This is a genomic window from Streptomyces fragilis, assembly GCF_003112515.1.
GTDB lineage: Bacteria > Actinomycetota > Actinomycetes > Streptomycetales > Streptomycetaceae > Streptomyces > Streptomyces fragilis.
Map to the genome: position 1 here is coordinate 433,116 of NZ_BEVZ01000005.1, position 16,279 is coordinate 449,394.

General features: G+C 72.6%; 16 protein-coding genes. 4 read left to right on the forward strand and 12 right to left on the reverse strand.

The features are described 5' to 3' along the window. Positions 1-26 precede the first annotated feature (26 nt). The 3 genes from Sfr03f_RS20290 (at position 27) to Sfr03f_RS20300 (ending at position 2,418) form a co-directional block, all read left to right on the forward strand. Positions 27-380 (forward strand): histidine triad nucleotide-binding protein, encoded by a 354-nt coding sequence (locus Sfr03f_RS20290; RefSeq protein ID WP_108955374.1) that lies wholly within the window; start codon positions 27-29, stop codon positions 378-380. A gap of 36 nt (positions 381-416) precedes the next feature. Then, complete coding sequence (locus Sfr03f_RS20295) at positions 417-1,322, forward strand: ribonuclease Z (protein ID WP_108955375.1); 906 nt, start codon at positions 417-419, stop codon at positions 1,320-1,322. A 97-nt stretch (positions 1,323-1,419) separates the two neighbouring features. Then, positions 1,420-2,418: an adenosine deaminase gene (locus tag Sfr03f_RS20300; RefSeq protein ID WP_108955376.1), complete on the forward strand. Its 999-nt coding sequence runs from the start codon at positions 1,420-1,422 to the stop codon at positions 2,416-2,418. A 114-nt stretch (positions 2,419-2,532) separates the two neighbouring features. On the opposite strand, the gene era is transcribed toward Sfr03f_RS20300, so the two are convergent. The 12 genes from era to Sfr03f_RS20360 all read right to left on the reverse strand — a co-directional run bounded on the left by era (position 2,533) and on the right by Sfr03f_RS20360 (position 14,188). Beyond that, a complete protein-coding gene (gene era, locus Sfr03f_RS20305; protein ID WP_170145121.1) occupies positions 2,533-3,486 on the reverse strand; it encodes a GTPase Era in 954 nt (317 codons plus the stop codon). A gap of 139 nt (positions 3,487-3,625) precedes the next feature. After that, complete coding sequence (locus Sfr03f_RS20310) at positions 3,626-3,979, reverse strand: cytidine deaminase-like protein (RefSeq protein ID WP_108955378.1); 354 nt, start codon at positions 3,977-3,979, stop codon at positions 3,626-3,628. A gap of 37 nt (positions 3,980-4,016) precedes the next feature. Further along, positions 4,017-5,054: a S66 family peptidase gene (locus Sfr03f_RS20315; RefSeq protein WP_108955379.1), complete on the reverse strand. Its 1,038-nt coding sequence runs from the start codon at positions 5,052-5,054 to the stop codon at positions 4,017-4,019. Between the two features lie 43 nt (positions 5,055-5,097). Continuing rightward, entirely contained in the window at positions 5,098-5,457 is a 360-nt protein-coding gene (locus tag Sfr03f_RS20320) for an MmcQ/YjbR family DNA-binding protein (RefSeq protein ID WP_108955380.1), read from the reverse strand. Beyond that, positions 5,454-6,764 carry a hemolysin family protein gene (locus Sfr03f_RS20325; protein WP_108955381.1) on the reverse strand — a complete coding sequence of 437 codons (1,311 nt, stop codon included), beginning with the start codon at positions 6,762-6,764 and terminating at the stop codon, positions 5,454-5,456. Before Sfr03f_RS20325 ends, Sfr03f_RS20320 begins: the two co-directional genes overlap by 4 nt. Beyond that, positions 6,761-7,258, reverse strand: a complete 498-nt coding sequence (ybeY, locus tag Sfr03f_RS20330) for an rRNA maturation RNase YbeY (RefSeq protein ID WP_108955382.1) — start codon at positions 7,256-7,258, stop codon at positions 6,761-6,763. Before ybeY ends, Sfr03f_RS20325 begins: the two co-directional genes overlap by 4 nt. A gap of 12 nt (positions 7,259-7,270) precedes the next feature. Then, a complete protein-coding gene (locus Sfr03f_RS20335) occupies positions 7,271-8,347 on the reverse strand; it encodes a PhoH family protein (RefSeq protein ID WP_108955383.1) in 1,077 nt (358 codons plus the stop codon). A 228-nt stretch (positions 8,348-8,575) separates the two neighbouring features. After that, a complete protein-coding gene (locus tag Sfr03f_RS20340) occupies positions 8,576-9,742 on the reverse strand; it encodes a carbohydrate kinase family protein (RefSeq protein WP_108955384.1) in 1,167 nt (388 codons plus the stop codon). A gap of 76 nt (positions 9,743-9,818) precedes the next feature. After that, the gene (locus tag Sfr03f_RS20345; RefSeq protein WP_372514258.1) at positions 9,819-11,123 is read right to left on the reverse strand and encodes an MFS transporter; all 1,305 of its coding nucleotides are present in this window, start codon (positions 11,121-11,123) and stop codon (positions 9,819-9,821) included. 104 nt (positions 11,124-11,227) lie between these two features. Further along, positions 11,228-12,550 (reverse strand): family 1 glycosylhydrolase, encoded by a 1,323-nt coding sequence (locus Sfr03f_RS20350; protein ID WP_108955385.1) that lies wholly within the window; start codon positions 12,548-12,550, stop codon positions 11,228-11,230. A gap of 92 nt (positions 12,551-12,642) precedes the next feature. Continuing rightward, positions 12,643-12,924 (reverse strand): protealysin inhibitor emfourin, encoded by a 282-nt coding sequence (locus Sfr03f_RS20355; RefSeq protein WP_108955386.1) that lies wholly within the window; start codon positions 12,922-12,924, stop codon positions 12,643-12,645. Positions 12,925-13,123: 199 nt separating this feature from the next. Then, positions 13,124-14,188, reverse strand: a complete 1,065-nt coding sequence (locus Sfr03f_RS20360; protein ID WP_108955387.1) for a M4 family metallopeptidase — start codon at positions 14,186-14,188, stop codon at positions 13,124-13,126. Positions 14,189-14,533: 345 nt separating this feature from the next. On the opposite strand from Sfr03f_RS20360, the gene leuA reads away from it, so the two are divergent. Beyond that, a complete protein-coding gene (leuA, locus tag Sfr03f_RS20365; RefSeq protein ID WP_108955388.1) occupies positions 14,534-16,255 on the forward strand; it encodes a 2-isopropylmalate synthase in 1,722 nt (573 codons plus the stop codon). Positions 16,256-16,279: the final 24 nt, after the last annotated feature.

Genomic DNA, 16,279 nt, shown 5'->3' on the forward strand with positions numbered 1-16,279 from the left:
TGAACGATCACGAACGAGGAGGGCCCATGGCAGGGGAGCCGCAGGACGACTGCCTGTTCTGCAAGATCGTCGCGGGAGAGATCCCGGCCACCGTCGTGCGCGAGACGGACACCACGCTCGCGTTCCGGGACATAAACCCGCAGGCCCCCACCCACGTCCTGGTGATCCCCAAGGCCCACCACGCGGACGCCGCCACGCTCGCCGCCGAGGCGCCCGAGCTCGCCGCCGACGTGCTGCGCGAGACCCGGGCCGTCGCCGAGGAGGAGAAGCTGGACAGCTACCGCACGATCTTCAACACCGGCTCCGGCGCCGGGCAGACGGTCTTCCACGCGCACGCCCACGTCCTCGGCGGGCGCGGCCTGCAGTGGCCGCCCGGCTGACGCGGCCGCAGCGGCGAGGGAAGGGCGAGAGCGAGCGTGTCCGTGCGTGAACTGGTGGTGCTCGGCACCGCCAGCCAGGTTCCGACCCGGCACCGCAACCACAACGGCTACCTGCTGCGGTGGGACGGCGAGGGCATCCTGTTCGACCCCGGTGAGGGGACGCAGCGGCAGATGCTTCGCGCCGGGGTGGCCGCGCACGACCTCAACCGGCTCTGCGTCACCCACTTCCACGGAGACCACTCGCTGGGGCTGGCCGGCGTCATCCAGCGGATCAACCTGGACCGCGTCCCGCACCCGGTCACCGCCCACTACCCGCGTTCCGGGCAGCGCTTCTTCGACCGGCTGCGGTACGCCACCGCCTACCGCGAGACGGTGAAGCTGGCCGAGGAGCCGGTCGACTCCGACGGGCCGGTCGGCCGGGTGGCCGGCTGCACGCTGGAGGCCCACCGGCTCGACCACCCCGTCGAGTCCTACGGCTACCGGCTGGTGGAGCCCGACGGCCGCCGGATACTCCCCGAGCGGCTGGCCGCGCACGGCATCCAGGGCCCCGACGTCGGCCGTCTCCAGCGCGACGGCGAGCTGAACGGCGTCACCCTGGACGAGGTCAGCGAGGTGCGGCGCGGACAGCGGTTCGCGTTCGTCATGGACACCCGGCTCTGCGACGGCGTCCACCGCCTCGCCGAGGGCTGCGACCTGCTGACCGTCGAGTCCACCTTCCTCGACGAGGACGTCGCCCTGGCCGAGGATCACGGCCACCTCACCGCCGGCCAGGCGGCCCGCGTGGCCCGCGACGCGGGCGTGCGCCACCTGGTGCTCACCCACTTCAGCCAGCGCTACTCCGACCCGGAGGAGTTCGCCCGGCAGGCCCGCGCGGCCGGCTTCGAGGGCGAGCTGACCATCGCCCGCGACCTGCAGCGGATCCCCGTCCCGCGGCGGGTCTGACCAGGGCCGGAGCCGGGCCCGGAGCGGGTTCGCAGCCGCGCCCGCAGCCGGCCCGGCCCATTTCGGGCAGGACGGGGCGTATGCGTATCATCTTCTGATGCCCCTCCCGAAAGCAGAACTGCACCTCCACATAGAAGGCACCCTGGAGCCGGAGCTCGCCTTCGAGCTCGCCGCGCGCAACGGCGTGACGCTGCCGTACGCGTCCGTCGACGAGCTGCGCGCCGCCCAGGCCTTCGAGGACCTGCAGTCCTTCCTCGACCTGTACTACGCCTGCATGGCAGTGCTGCGCACCGAGCGGGACTTCGAGGACCTCGCCGACGCCTACCTGCGCCGGGCCGCCGCCCAGGGCGTGCGGCACGCCGAGATCTTCTTCGACCCGCAGGCCCACCTGGCCCGCGGCGTGGAGATGGGCACCGTGGTGGAGGGCCTGGGGCGGGCACTGGCCGCGAGCGAGGAGAACCACGGCGTCTCCACCCGGCTGATCATGTGCTTCCTGCGCGACGAGTCCGCCGGGTCCGCCATGGAGACCCTGGAGCTCGCCCGGCCGTACCTGGACCGGATCACCGGGATCGGGCTGGACTCTGCCGAGGTGGGCCACCCGCCGGTGAAGTTTCGGGAGGTCTACGAAGCGGCCGCCGCCCTCGGCCTGCGCCGCGTCGCCCACGCCGGCGAGGAGGGCCCCGCCTCCTACGTCACCGAAGCCCTGGACGTGCTCGGCGTCGAGCGCGTGGACCACGGTCTGCGCTGCATGGAGGACCCGGCGCTGGTGGAGCGGCTGGTGCGGGAGCGGATCCCGCTCACCCTGTGCCCGCTGTCCAACGTGCGGCTGCGGGCCGTCGACGTCCTGGAGGACCACCCGCTCCCGGCGATGATGGAGGCCGGGCTGCTGTGCACGGTCAACTCCGACGACCCCGCCTACTTCGGCGGCTACGCCGGCGACAACTTCGACGCCGTCCGCGACCGGCTCGGCCTGGACGAGGACCGGCTGCGCGAGCTCGCCCGCAACTCCTTCCTCGCCTCCTTCCTCGAGGACGACGAGGAGCGCCGCGCCCGCTACCTCGCCGAGGTCGAGGCGTACGAATTCCCCCGCCGCTGAGCCGCACGGCACGCACGACGGCTCCGGCACGACGCACGACGGCCCCGGCACGACGCACGACGGCCCCGGTACCGAGGAGCGGTACCGGGGCCGTCGTCGCGTCCGCGGGAGCTGTCAGAAGCCCAGCTTGCGCAGCTGCTTGGGGTCGCGCTGCCAGTCCTTGGCGACCTTGACGTGCAGGTCGAGGAAGACCGGGGTGCCCAGCAGCGCCTCGATCTGCTTGCGGGACTTGATCCCGACGTCCTTCAGGCGCTGGCCCTTGGGGCCGATGACGATGCCCTTCTGGCTGGAGCGCTCGATGTACAGGTTGGCGTGGATGTCCAGCAGCGGCTTGTCGGCCGGCCGGTCCTCGCGCGGCAGCATCTCCTCGACGACCACGGCGATGGAGTGCGGCAGTTCGTCGCGCACGCCCTCCAGGGCGGCCTCGCGGATCAGCTCCGCGATCATCACCTGCTCGGGCTCGTCGGTGAGGTCGCCCTCCGGGTACAGCGCCGGGCCCTCGGGCATCAGCGGGATCAGCAGGTCGGCGAGCAGGTCGACCTGCTTGCCGGCGGTCGCCGACACGGGGATGATCTCCGCCCAGGTGATGCCCAGCTCCTTGCCGAGCTGGTCCACCGCGATCAGCTGCTCGGCGAGCTGCTTGGAGTCGACCAGGTCGGTCTTGGTGACGATCGCCACCTTCGGGGCCTTCTTGATCGCCGCGAGCTCCTTGGCGATGAACCGGTCGCCCGGCCCGATCTTCTGGTCGGCGGGCAGGCAGAAGCCGATCACGTCGACCTCGGCCCAAGTGGTGCGCACCACGTCGTTGAGCCGCTCGCCGAGCAGGGTGCGCGGCTTGTGGAGGCCGGGGGTGTCCACCAGGATCAGCTGGGCGTCCGGGCGGTGCACGATGCCGCGCACGGTGTGCCGGGTGGTCTGGGGGCGGTTGGAGGTGATCGCCACCTTCTGGCCCACCAGAGCGTTCGTGAGGGTGGACTTGCCCGCGTTGGGGCGGCCCACGAAGCAGGCGAAGCCGGCCCGGTGGAGGTGGTCCTCGGACGGCTGCGGTGACTGTGTACGAACGCTCATGCCGCCCATTCTCCCCGATCGCGGGGCGCCCTCGTACCGGCGGGCGCTCCCGGATCCCGCCCGGGCGGGTGACCCGCCCCACAGCGGGCCGCTCCCTCCGCCCAGAGCGGGGGCGGAGGGAACCGCCGGCACCGGCCGGTCAGACCGTCCGGGTCTCGCGGACCGAGCCGTCGGGGCCCGCGACCAGCACGGGGGTGCCGGCGCCACCGAGGTCGAGGACGGCGGCGAGGTCCTCGGCGGGCAGGTCCGCCTCGGTCACCACGGCCGCCGCCTCCAGCGACTTCGCCCCGGAGGCCACGGCCATCGCCACCGCCGTGCGCAGCGCGCTCAGCCGCAGCGACTCCAGGGCCACCGTCCCGGCGACGTACGTCCGTCCCGTCTCGTCCCGTACGGCCGCGCCCTCCGGCACGCCGTTGCGGGCCCGCGCGGAGCGGGCCAGGGTCACGATCTTGCGGTCCTCGGGGTCGAGGTCGAGCGCGCTGCTGTCGGTCATGGTCCGAGCATACGAAGCCCCGGCCGGGCCGCGGGCGTCAGGCCAGCGTCTGGACGACCTCGCCGCGCTCCGCGGTGTGCGTCACCCGGGCGAGTGCCCCGTTCACCAGCGGCAGCCAGGGACGCACGTGCCCGCACTCGACGTCGGCGAGGATCGGCACCCCGAGGCCGCCGAGCGCGTCCAGCACCGCCTCGTGCTGGGACATGGTCGGGGTGTCCGGGGCGGCGGTGCGGCCGACCAGGACCGCGGTGGCCGCGTCGAAGGCGCCGGACAGCCGCATGCCGTGCAGCTGGCGGGCGATGGAGTAGGCGTTGTCCTCGCAGGCCTCGACGTACACCAGCAGTCCCTCGGGGGCGTGCTCGCGGGCGAAGGCGTTCAGGTCCAGGTAAGGGCTGCCGGCGAGCGGGCCCACGATCTCGGTGCAGCCGCCGATCAGGCGGCCCTCGACGGTGACGTCGCCGTCGCCGTCCAGACGCGTCCAGCGGCCCTCGGTGTTCAGGCCCTGGGCGCTCAGGCCCGGGTCGGACTCCCAGTCGTCGAAGCCCTCGGCGACCCGGTACCGGCCCGGCGGCACCTGGGTCAGCGGGTGGTCCGGGCCCTGCGGGGCGGCCACCACGTCCAGCCAGGACAGCAGGCCCTCGGGCGTCTCGTACGGCGTGTCCATCAGGTTGTTGCCGTGCACCGTCGCCCAGCCGGTGAGCAGGGTCAGCGGCGTCATCCAGGCGGTGGTGTCGGAGTAGCCGACCACCCAGGTCGGCTCGGCGGCGCGGATCGCCTCCCAGTCCAGGTGGGGGAGCAGGTCGATCGCCGTCTCCCCGCCCCACGGCGGCACCACGGCGCGGATCTCCGGGTCGGTGAGCATCGCGGTCAGTTCGGCGGCCCGCTCGGCGACCGGCGCGCTGACGTGGGTGGGCGTGCCGATGCACTCACCGACCACCACCTCGTAGCCGTGGTCGCGCACGACCTGGACGGCGCGGTCGAGCCGGGGCAGCAGCGGCTTCTGCACGCCGCTGGACGGGGCGGTGACCCCGATCCGGTCGCCGGGGCGCAGCGGGCGGGGGAAACGTATCGTCATGCGCCGTGAGTCTGCCGCGACGCCGGTCCGGCGGACAACGCGATTACGGCCGGTCCAGCCGCAGCCGCTCCGCCCGCGGCAGCCCGGCGACCACCAGGTCGTAGGAGTCCTCCACCAGCTCGCGCACCAGCGCGTCCGGCAGCGCCCCGTCGACGGTCACCGTGTTCCAGTGACGCTTGTTCATGTGCCAGCCCGGCACGACCAGCCCCTCGTACTCCTCGCGCAGGCGCACCGCGTCGTCCGGGTCGCACTTGAGGTTGGCCTTCAGGGGCCGCGCGTCGAGCGCCGAGAGGGCGAAGAGCTTGCCGCCCACCTTGAACACGGAGGTCTCCGGCCCGAACGGGAAGTCCTCGACGGTCCCGTTGAACGAGAGGCAGAGCGCGCGCAGCTCCTGCGGGGTCACCGGTCCTGCCGTTCCCCGTCCTGCGACGGCTCGGGCGGCGCCACCGGCTCCACCAGCACGGTGACGATCTTGTTGCGGCGGCCGGCCGCGGACTCCGCGGTTAGCTTGAGGCGGCGTCCGTCGGGGAGCTCCACCTGCGAGGAGGCGCCGGCGATGGGGACCCGCCCCAGCGCCTTGGCGAGCAGACCGCCCACCGTCTCGACGTCCTCGTCGTCGTACTCCTCGACCCCGTAGAGCGCGCCGAGGTCGCCGATGTCCAGGCGCGCGGTGACCCGGTGGCAGCCGTCGTCCAGCTCCTCCACCGGGGGCAGCTCGCGGTCGTACTCGTCGGTGATCTCGCCGACGATCTCCTCGAGGATGTCCTCGATGGTGACGATGCCGGCCGTGCCGCCGTACTCGTCGATGACGACCGCGACGTGGTTGCGGTCCCGCTGCATCTCCCGCAGCAGGTCGCCGGCGTTCTTGGTGTCCGGCACGAACGCCGCCGGACGCATCGCCGTGGTGACCAGCTCGCTCTCCGCCTCCCGGCTGATGTGCGTGCGCCGCACCAGGTCCTTGAGGTAGACGACGCCGACGACGTCGTCCTCGCTCTCGCCGGTGACCGGGATGCGGGAGAAACCGGACCGCAGCGCCAGGGTGAGCGCCTGACGGATCGTCTTGAACCGCTCGATGACCACCAGGTCGGTGCGCGGCACCATCACCTCGCGCACCAGGGTGTCGCCCAGCTCGAAGACCGAGTGCACCATGCGGCGCTCCTCGTCCTCGATCAGCGACTCCTTCTCCGCCAGGTCCACCATGGCGCGCAGCTCGGCCTCGGAGGCGAAGGGGCCGCGTCGGAAGCCCTTGCCCGGGGTCAGGGCGTTGCCCAGCAGGATCAGCAGGGAGGGGATGGGACCCATGATCCGCGCCAGCGGCAGCAGCACGTACGCGGCGACCGTCGAGGTGTTGAGCGGGTGCTGGCGGCCGATGGTGCGCGGCGAGACGCCGACGGCCACGTAGGAGACCAGCACCATCACGGCGATGGCGGTCAGCAGCGCCTGCCAGGTCTTCTCGAACGAGTCGAGGCAGGCGTAGGTCACCAGGGCCGCGGCCGCCATCTCGCAGGCCACCCGGACCAGCAGCGCCACGTTGAGGTAACGGGTGGGGTCGGCTGCCACCTGGGCGAGCTTGGCGCTGCCGCGGCGGCCGGTGCGTATGGCCTCCTCGGCGCGGAAGCTCGACACCCGCGCCAGACCTGCCTCGGCGCAGGCGGCGAGCCAGGCGAGGACCAGCAGGGCGACGACGCCCACGATCAGCTGGACGCTCATGAGACGGTCGGGGCGGGGGACGGACCGGTGAGGCCCTTCTCCGCACGCCAGCCGTCGACGATGGCGGCCTGCAGGCCGAACATCTCGGCCTTCTCGTCCGGCTCCTCGTGGTCGTAACCCAGCAGGTGGAGGACGCCGTGCACGGTGAGCAGCTGCAGCTCCTCGTCCATGGAGTGCCCGGTCGGCGCCTCCTTGCCCTGCTTCTCGGCGACCTCCGGGCACAGCACGATGTCGCCGAGCAGCCCCTGCGGGGGCTCCTCGTCGTCCTTGGACGGCGGGCGCAGCTCGTCCATCGGGAAGGACATCACGTCGGTCGGACCCGGCAGGTCCATCCACTGGATGTGCAGCTGCTCCATGGCGTCGGCGTCCACCACGATCACCGACAGCTCGGCGAGGGGGTGGATGCGCATCCGTGCGAGGGCGTAACGGGCGATGTCCAGGATCGCCTCTTCGTCGACCTCGGTGCCCGATTCGTTGTTGACGTCGATCGCCATGGTGCGGCTGTTCTACTTCCCCTTGTGCGCGGTCCGGCCGCGGCCGCCCTTGTGGGCGCCGTTCTCGGTGCCGTGCGTGCTGTCGTACTTCTCGTAGGCATCGACGATACGTCCGACGAGCTTGTGCCGGACGACGTCCTGCGACGACAGCCGGGAGAAGTGGACGTCCTCGACGCCCTCCAGGATGTGCTGCACCTGACGCAGACCCGACTTCGTGCCGTCCGGCAGGTCGACCTGGGTCACGTCACCGGTGATCACGATCTTGGAGTCGAAGCCGAGACGGGTGAGGAACATCTTCATCTGTTCGGGCGAGGTGTTCTGGGCCTCGTCGAGGATGATGAAGGCGTCGTTCAGCGTCCGGCCGCGCATGTAGGCCAGCGGCGCCACCTCGATCGTCCCGGCCGCCATCAGGCGGGGGATCGAGTCGGGGTCGAGCATGTCGTGCAGCGCGTCGTACAGCGGGCGCAGGTACGGGTCGATCTTCTCGTACAGCGTTCCGGGCAGGAAGCCGAGCCGCTCGCCGGCCTCGACCGCCGGTCGGGTCAGGATGATCCGGTTGACCTGCTTGGACTGCAGGGCCTGCACGGCCTTCGCCATCGCCAGGTACGTCTTGCCGGTACCGGCCGGTCCGATGCCGAACACGACGGTGTGCTTGTCGATGGCGTCGACGTAGCGCTTCTGGTTGAGCGTCTTCGGCCGGATGGTGCGGCCGCGCGAGGACAGGATGTTCTGCGTGAGCACCTGCGCCGGGGTCTCCTGGCCGCCGCCCTCGCCGTTGCCGCCTCCGCCTGCCTTCAGCATGGCGATCGATCGTTCCACCGCGTCCTCCGTCATCGGTTGCCCGGTGCGGAGCACCAGCATCATCTCTGCGAACAGGCGCTGGATGAGCGCCACGTCCACCGGGTCGCCCACCGCGCTGATCTCGTTGCCCCGGACATGGATGTCGGCCCCGGGGAAGGCCGTCTCGATCACGCGCAGGAGGGAGTCTCCGGACCCGAGCACCGTCACCATGGGGTGCTTGGCGGGGACGGCGATCTGGGCGCGTGCAGGTCCCTCAGCGGGACCGGGGGCTTGGGGTGTCTGCGTCATGGGCCGGCTCGAGGCCTGCACATCCTCCTCGCTGGAGTTCGCCCGTCACAGGGGGCCTTCCGTGTCCCAGGGTACGACGGGCCACGGTCAAGCCCCCAAGCCTTTTGCCACGTCCACGCGCCCTCACACCACGTGCCCTCCGACCCGGCGGGCGGGGGCTCACTCCATGCCCTCGCACCCGGCGGGCGACGGGTCGCCCTCATGCCCTCGCACCGGGCGGGCGGCCGGTCAGCCGGAGCGGCGGAAGCCGATGGTGGGGACGGCGCGGCGGCGGGGCCAGGGCGCGGTGGCCCGGCGCAGCGGGGCGGGGATCAGGGCGTCGAGGAAGGCGTAGCGGCGCAGGCCCTCGGGATCCTGGCCCTCCAGCGACTGCACCGTCCGCCACCAGGCGGCGATCTCCGCCCAGCCCGGCGCGGACAGCGAGCCGCCGAAGTCCTGCACGGAGAGCGCCGCCGTCAGCCCCGCGAACGCCAGCCGGTCCGCGAGCGGCCAGCCGGCCAGCGTCCCCGTGACGAACCCGGCCACGAAGACGTCGCCCGCACCGGTGGGGTCCAGCGCCTCCACCGCGATGGCCGGCACCTCCGCCGCCTCGCCGGTCCGTCCGTCGACGGCGTAGGCGCCCTCCGCGCCGAGCGTCACCACCGCGACGGGGACGTGCCCGGTCAGCGCGTGGGCGGCACGGCGCGGGCAGTCGGTGCGCGTGTAGCGCATCGCCTCGGCCGCGTTCGGCAGGAACGCCTCGCAGTGCGCCAGGTCCGGCAGCGCGGCCAGGTCCCACGCGCCGGTGTCGTCCCAGCCGACGTCGCCGAAGATCAGCGCGCCCGCCTCTGCGGCGTGCGCCACCCACGGCTCGCGGCGGCCCGGTGCGAGCGAGGCGACCGCGGCCCGCGAACGTGGCGGCAGGTCCGGCGACGGCTGCTCCCGCTGAGGCGGCTCGTGACCGTGCGAGACCATCGTGCGCTCGCCCTCGTAGGCCATCGAGACGGTCACCGGCGAGTGCCAGCCGGGCACCGTGCGGGACGGGGAGAGGTCGATGTGCTCGCCCTGCTCCAGCGCGTCCCAGCAGTACTCGCCGTAGTGGTCGTCGCCGAAGGAGGCGGCCAGCGAGGTGCGCAGCCCCAGCCGGGCCAGCGCGGTGGCCATGTTCGCGACCCCGCCGGGGCTGGAGCCCATGCCCCGGGCCCAGGACTCGGTGCCGCGGACCGGGGCCTGGTCCAGCCCGGTGAAGATGATGTCCAGGAAGACGGTCCCGGTCAGGAAGACGTCGCAGGGAGGCTCGTCCGGGGCACGGAGGGCTGCCAGGGGGTCGACCTGCGGGCCGGACCGGTCCTGGGCGGGGTCGTCGTCGGCGGGGTCGTCGGGGGCCGGGTCGTCTCGGAACGTGGGCGCTGTCACGGGCGGGGCCTTCTTGCCGGTGGTGCGGTTTCCGCCAGTCTGCCCCAGGCCGCGGCCCGGTACGCGGCGGCACGGGTCACTCGACGCCGCGGATCCGGTGGACGAGGAGGGCGCCGGCCAGGGCCAGCAGGCCCGCGACGACGTACAGCGTGGTGTACCCGCCCAGGCCCGTGACCAGCGGCGCGGCCAGCGCGGGCGCCATCACCTGGGGCAGCGAGTTGGCGACGTTGATCACGCCGAGGTCCTTGCCGCGGGCGGCCGCGTCCGGCAGCACCTCCGTCATCAGCGCGAAGTCCACCGACGTGAACACGCCGAACCCGACGCCCAGCAGCGCCGCGGCGACCAGCGCCGACGCCCAGGTCTGCCACCCGGCGAGCATCAGCGTGGCCCCCGCCATCAGCACCCCCGACCACAGCACGTACGGCTTGCGGCGGCCGGAGCGGTCGGAGCGCACCCCGCTGAGCACCACCGTCGCCAGCAGCATGGCGGCGTTGACCACGGTCAGCACCAGCACGCCCTGCTCCGGGTCGGGGTGAGCGACCCGGTCGCGCAGGTAGTAGAGGAGGTAGAGAAGGACCAGGGCGTTGGACAGGTTGATCAGGAACCGGGTCAGCCACGCCCAGCCGAGGTCCGGATGGCGGCGCGGGTCGAACCCCAGCCCGGCCAGGAACCGGCGCGCCGTCACGGGAGCGGGCCGCTCCGCCTCGGTCAGCGGCGGCTCGTGGTGCAGCAGCAGCGGGACCACGCCGAGCAGGCTGAGCACCGCGCAGGCCGCGTACCCGGCGCCGATGCCGCCCGCCGCGGCGGCCAGCCCGGTGCCGGCCACCACGCCGACGATCTGGACGCCGCCCAGCCACCCGCCGACCGTGCCCCGCTGCGGCCGGGGCACCCGGTCGGGGACGGCCGCGGTGACGGCGGCGAACGAGGCGTTCAGCGTCAGCTGCACCAGGCACCAGCCGATCAGCAGCGTCCACGGCCCGGGCGCGTGGCCGAGCAGCACCAGGAACACCGCGCCGCTCGCCGAACCGGCCAGGATCCACGGCCGCCGCCTGCCCCACCGGGAGGCGGTGCGGTCCGACAGTGCGCCGAACACCGGGCTGGCGACCAGCGCCACCACCGCGCCGACGCCGGTCACCCAGGCGAGCATCGTCTCCTTGGTCGTGCCGGCCAGGCCGAACGCCCCGGCCGCGCCGCCACCGGCGGCGAACGCGGCGGTCTGCGAGGCCAGCAGGATCTGCATCGGGCCGTACCAGCCCACCCAGACCGCCCCGTTGGCCAGCGACAGCGAGGCCGTCCAGCCGCCGCTCACCCGCTCGGCGGGCTCCGGCGGGCCCGGCGAGGCCTTGCCGGGCGGGCCCCCGCCCGGTGGGCCCCCGGCCAGGGGACGGCCGGAGACCGGCGCGCCGGGCGCCACGCCGGAGCCGGTCGCACCCGCCCCGGCCAGGTCTCCGCCCGCCGGCTCCGCGTCCGCGCCGGACGCCGTGGTCACCGCCGCGCCCGGAGAGCGTCGCGCAAGCGGTCGCGCAGCCAGGCGTAGGAGGCCTTCGGGGTGCGGGTCCGCTCCGGGGAGTCGAAGTCGACGTGCACCAGGCCGAAGCGCTGCTGATAGCCCTCGGCCCACTCGTAGTTGTCCAGCAGCGACCAGACGAAGTACCCGCGCACGTCCACGCCCGCCTCCAGCGCCCGGTGCAGGGCGCGCAGGTGGGAGTCCAGGTAGGCGATCCGGTCCTGGTCGTCGAGGCCGGGGTAGGAGCAGCCGTTCTCGGTGATCGTCACGGGCGGGAGGCGGTCGCCGTAACGGTCGCGCAGACCGGTGAGGACCTCGGTCAGCCCTTCCGGGACCACCGGCCAGCCGAACGCCGTCCGCGGGCGGCCCTCGATGTCGTGCAGGGAGAACGGCAGTCGGGCCGGCACCTCCAGGGTGCCGTAGGCGCTGTCCTCCCCGGTGGGGGCGCCGACCAGGGAGGGCGCGTAGTAGTTGACGCCGTAGCGGTCGATCGGCTCGGAGATCACCTTCAGGTCGGCCTCCACGTCCCCGGGCATCAGCTCGGCCAGACCGTCCGGGTAGCTGCCCAGCAGGACCGGGTCGGAGAACGCCCGGTTCATCACGGCGTCGTAGAGGTCCGCGGCGGCCAGGTCCTCCTCCCGGTCGGAGAGCGGCCAGGTCGGGCCGTGCGAATTGGCGATGCCGATGTCCGCGGCCCCGGCGGCGCGCAGGGCGCGGACGGCGAGGCCGTGGGCCAGCAGCTGGTGGTGGGCGGCGGGCAGCGCGTCGAACATCAGCGTGCGGCCCGGCGCGTGCACGCCGAGGGCGTGGCCGAGGATGGTGTGCTCGGCGGGCTCGTTGAGGGTGAGCCAGCTGTGCACCCGGTCGCCCAGCCGGCCCGCCACGCGCTCCACGTACCCGGCGAACCGGGCGGCGGTGTCCCGCTCCAGCCAGTCCAGCGAGGCGGGCAGGTCCCAGTGGAACAGCGTCGGCACGGGGCGGACGCCGGCCGCGAGCAGGTCGTCCACCAGGCGGTCGTAGTGGTCGAGCCCGCCGGGGGAGTCGACGCGCGGCCAGGAGACGGAGAACCGGTAGGCGTCGACGCCGAGACCGGCGAGGAGCTCCACGTCCTCGCGGTGACGGTGGAAGCTGTCGCAGGCGACGGCGGCGGTGGAGCCGTCCGCGATGCTGCCGGGGCGCGCCTCGAAGACGTCCCAGACGGACCGCTCGCGCAGGTCCGCGGCGCCCTCGATCTGGTGTGCGGAAGTGGCCACGCCCCAGAGGAAACCGGGCGGGAACGACGGAAGCGGGTCGGCTGCCATGGGCGGATCCTCCTCACCCGGCGGTGAGGAGGTCAACACCCTTGCGCGGCACGGTACTTGCCGAAGGCTCCGGGGTGGAGGGGCCCGGGGGGTCAGGCCCGTGCGCCTTCGGCGAGGGCGCGTGAGGCGAGGGTGCGCTGGGCAGGGGTCAGGTCCTGTTCGCCGGCCTCCACGCCACGGGAGCCGTCCACCGTGAACTCGTAGCGGAAGCCGTCCCGGACGGGCGATGCGGCCTGGGACGGCCCCGCCCCGCCGGCGAGGGCCTCCTCGGCCAGCCGGTGCCACTCTTCCGCGTCGGCCAGTCCGTCCGTGTCCACCACCGCGCGGCGGACCGACCCGGCGAACCCGCCCGAACGTGTCACTTCGATACGCATGGCACCTGTCTAGCGCATCCGGGCCCGCGCCGCGGCCGCTCACGACGACCGTTCGAGGCGAGCTGCTCAAGGCGAACCGGTCAAGGCAGCCGCTCACGGCGCACCAGTCACGGCGGCCGCTCACGGCGCACAGTCACGGCGCACCGGTCACGGCGAACCGGTCACGGCGAACCGGTCACGGCGGCCCCGCGTGGGGCCGTCACGCCTCGCGGCTGAGGACGCCGACCTCCTGCCAGGCCTTCTCGACCGCCTGGGCCTCCGCCCCCTCGCCGAACCGCGTCGCCGCGGCCTTCAGCGTGAGGCGCGCGAAGTCCGCGAACTCCGCGTCCGCCTTGAGGTCGCCGCCGGTGAGGACGTCGTACCAGACCTGCCCCGCCTTCTCCCAGGCGTGGCCGCCCAGTGCCGTCGCGGCGAGGTAGAACGCCCGGTTGGGGATGCCGGAGTTGATGTGCACCCCGCCGTTGTCCTGGCGGGTGTCGACGTAGTCGTCCATGGACCCCGGCTGCGGGTCCTTGCCGAGGACGTCGTCGTCGTACGCGGTGCCCGGCTCCTTCATGGAGCGCAGCGCCTTGCCGGTCACCCGCGGCGCGAGCAGTCCCGCGCCCACCAGCCAGTCGGCCTCCGCCGCCGTCTCGCTCTTCGTGTACTGCTTGATCAGCGAGCCGAACACGTCGGAGAGCGACTCGTTGAGCGCCCCGGACTGGCCGTAGTACTCCAGGTTGGCGGTGTACTGGGTGACGCCGTGGGTGAGCTCGTGGCCGATCACGTCGACGGGGATGGTGAAGTCCAGGAACACCTCGCCGTCGCCGTCGCCGAAGACCATCTGCTCGCCGTTCCAGAAGGCGTTGTCGTACTCCACGCCGTAGTGGACGGTGGCGTCGAGGGGCAGGCCGCCGCCGTCGATGGAGTCGCGGCCGTACACCTTCAGGAACAGGTCGAAGGTGGCGCCCAGCCCCGCGTAGGCGCGGTTGACGCTGGCGTCCTGGCCGGGCTCCTGGCCCTCGCCGCGGACCTTGGTGCCGGGGAGGGTCTCGCGCCTCTTCGCGTCGTAGATCGTGCGGTGCGGCCTCCCCTCCTCGGCGGCCTCCGGGCGGGCGAGGGTCCGCACGCCGGCCACCGTGTTGAGCCGGCGGCGGGTGCGCTCCAGGGAGTCCCGCTCCCTCGTGCGGCGGGCGCGTCCGGAGACGCGCTCGTCGGAGTGCCGGGAGAGGGTGTCGAGGATGTGCGGGGGGACGATCGTGCAGAAGACCCGGTTCGTGCTCATACCTCCCCATGGTCGCGGGGAGTGACGGGAAAGTCACTAGCAGTGATGGCAAGTGATCCAACATCGCCGCCGATGACCGGCTCTGTCGCTTGTCTTGTGGTCTCGGGCACCTTTTGCCCGATTGATCGCGGGAGTCCCGCATACTGATACGCGACCGCGCATCGTGGCGTGGCTCGGTTAGGCTGCGGCACATCATGCGGTACTGGCTGCTCCTCCTTAGCTGCCGCGGCGAGGGTCTGTAAGTCGCAAGGCCGACCCCCTCCCCGCGGTGTCCGGCGTTGCTGCCGACAGTCGGCCGTCCTCCAGGACCTACGTCCACCGGACACCCAAGGAGCCGAATCCGTCATGGTGAACCGCCAGAAGCCCTCCTCGATGCCGATCAGCAAGTACGGGCGCTACGAGCAGGTCGACATCCCCGACCGCACCTGGCCCGACCAGCGCATCACCGTCGCCCCCCGCTGGCTCTCCACGGACCTGCGCGACGGCAACCAGGCCCTGATCGACCCGATGTCCCCCGCGCGCAAGCGCGCCATGTTCGACCTGCTGGTCCGCCTGGGCTACAAGGAGATCGAGGTCGGCTTCCCCGCCTCCGGCCAGACGGACTTCGACTTCGTCCGCTCCATCGTCGAGGACGAGGACGCCATCCCCGAGGACGTCACCATCTCGGTGCTGACCCAGGCCCGCGAGGACCTGATCGAGCGCACCGTGGAGTCCCTGAAGGGCGCCCGCCGGGCCACCGTCCACCTGTACAACGCCACCGCGCCGGTCTTCCGCCGGGTGGTCTTCCGGGGGTCCAGGGACGACATCAAGCAGATCGCCGTCGACGGCACCCGGCTGGTGATGGAGTACGCCGAGAAGCTGCTGGGCGACGAGACCGCGTTCGGCTACCAGTACAGCCCGGAGATCTTCACCGACACCGAGCTGGACTTCGCGCTGGAGGTCTGCGAGTCCGTCATGGACGTCTGGCAGCCCGGCCCGGACCGCGAGATCATCCTCAACCTGCCCGCCACCGTGGAGCGTTCGACGCCCTCCACGCACGCGGACCGGTTCGAGTGGATGCACCGCAACCTGTCCCGCCGCGAGTACGTCTGCCTGTCCGCCCACCCGCACAACGACCGCGGCACCGCCGTCGCGGCCGCCGAACTGGCCGTGATGGCCGGCGCCGACCGCGTCGAGGGCTGCCTGTTCGGCCAGGGCGAGCGCACCGGCAACGTCGACCTGGTGACGCTGGGCATGAACCTCTTCTCGCAGGGCGTCGACCCGCAGATCGACTTCTCGGACATCGACGAGATCCGCCGCACCTGGGAGTACTGCAACCAGATGGAGGTCCACCCGCGCCACCCGTACGTGGGCGACCTGGTCTACACGTCCTTCTCCGGCTCCCACCAGGACGCCATCAAGAAGGGCTTCGACGCCATGGAGGCCGACGCCGCGGCCAAGGGCGTCACGGTGGACGACCTGGAGTGGGCGGTCCCGTACCTGCCGATCGACCCCAAGGACGTCGGCCGCTCCTACGAGGCGGTCATCCGGGTCAACTCGCAGTCCGGCAAGGGCGGCGTGGCGTACGTCCTGAAGAACGACCACAAGCTGGACCTGCCGCGCCGGATGCAGATCGAGTTCTCGAAGATCATCCAGGCGAAGACCGACGCCGAGGGCGGCGAGATCACGCCGAAGAACATCTGGGAGATCTTCCAGGACGAGTACCTGCCCAACCCGCAGAACCCGTGGGGCCGCATCCAGGTGGAGACCGGCCAGTCCACCACCGACCAGGACGGCGTCGACACCCTCACCGTGCGGTGCACCGTCGACGGCGAGCCGACGGTGCTGACCGGTACCGGCAACGGTCCGATCTCGGCCTTCTTCGACGCCCTGCAGAACATCGGCGTCGACGTACGCCTGCTGGACTACCAGGAGCACACGATGAGCGAGGGCGCCTCCGCGCAGGCCGCCTCGTACATCGAGTGCGCCGTCGGCGACAAGGTCCTGTGGGGCATCGGCATCGACCCCAACACGACGCGTGCCTCGCTGAAGGCGGTCGTCTCCGCCGTCAACCGCGCGGCCCGCTGATCACTCCGCCCGGCCCGTCCGGCC

Coding starts and splice junctions, on each gene's coding strand:
- Sfr03f_RS20290 (WP_108955374.1), top strand. CDS start 27: ATGGCAGGGGAGCCGCAGGACGACTGCCTGTTCTGCAAGATCGTCGCG.
- Sfr03f_RS20300 (WP_108955376.1), top strand. CDS start 1,420: ATGCCCCTCCCGAAAGCAGAACTGCACCTCCACATAGAAGGCACCCTG.
- era (WP_170145121.1), bottom strand. CDS start 3,486: ATGAGCGTTCGTACACAGTCACCGCAGCCGTCCGAGGACCACCTCCAC.
- Sfr03f_RS20310 (WP_108955378.1), bottom strand. CDS start 3,979: ATGACCGACAGCAGCGCGCTCGACCTCGACCCCGAGGACCGCAAGATC.
- Sfr03f_RS20315 (WP_108955379.1), bottom strand. CDS start 5,054: ATGACGATACGTTTCCCCCGCCCGCTGCGCCCCGGCGACCGGATCGGG.
- Sfr03f_RS20325 (WP_108955381.1), bottom strand. CDS start 6,764: ATGAGCGTCCAGCTGATCGTGGGCGTCGTCGCCCTGCTGGTCCTCGCC.
- ybeY (WP_108955382.1), bottom strand. CDS start 7,258: ATGGCGATCGACGTCAACAACGAATCGGGCACCGAGGTCGACGAAGAG.
- Sfr03f_RS20335 (WP_108955383.1), bottom strand. CDS start 8,347: ATGACGCAGACACCCCAAGCCCCCGGTCCCGCTGAGGGACCTGCACGC.
- Sfr03f_RS20350 (WP_108955385.1), bottom strand. CDS start 12,550: ATGGCAGCCGACCCGCTTCCGTCGTTCCCGCCCGGTTTCCTCTGGGGC.
- Sfr03f_RS20355 (WP_108955386.1), bottom strand. CDS start 12,924: ATGCGTATCGAAGTGACACGTTCGGGCGGGTTCGCCGGGTCGGTCCGC.
- Sfr03f_RS20360 (WP_108955387.1), bottom strand. CDS start 14,188: ATGAGCACGAACCGGGTCTTCTGCACGATCGTCCCCCCGCACATCCTC.
- leuA (WP_108955388.1), top strand. CDS start 14,534: ATGGTGAACCGCCAGAAGCCCTCCTCGATGCCGATCAGCAAGTACGGG.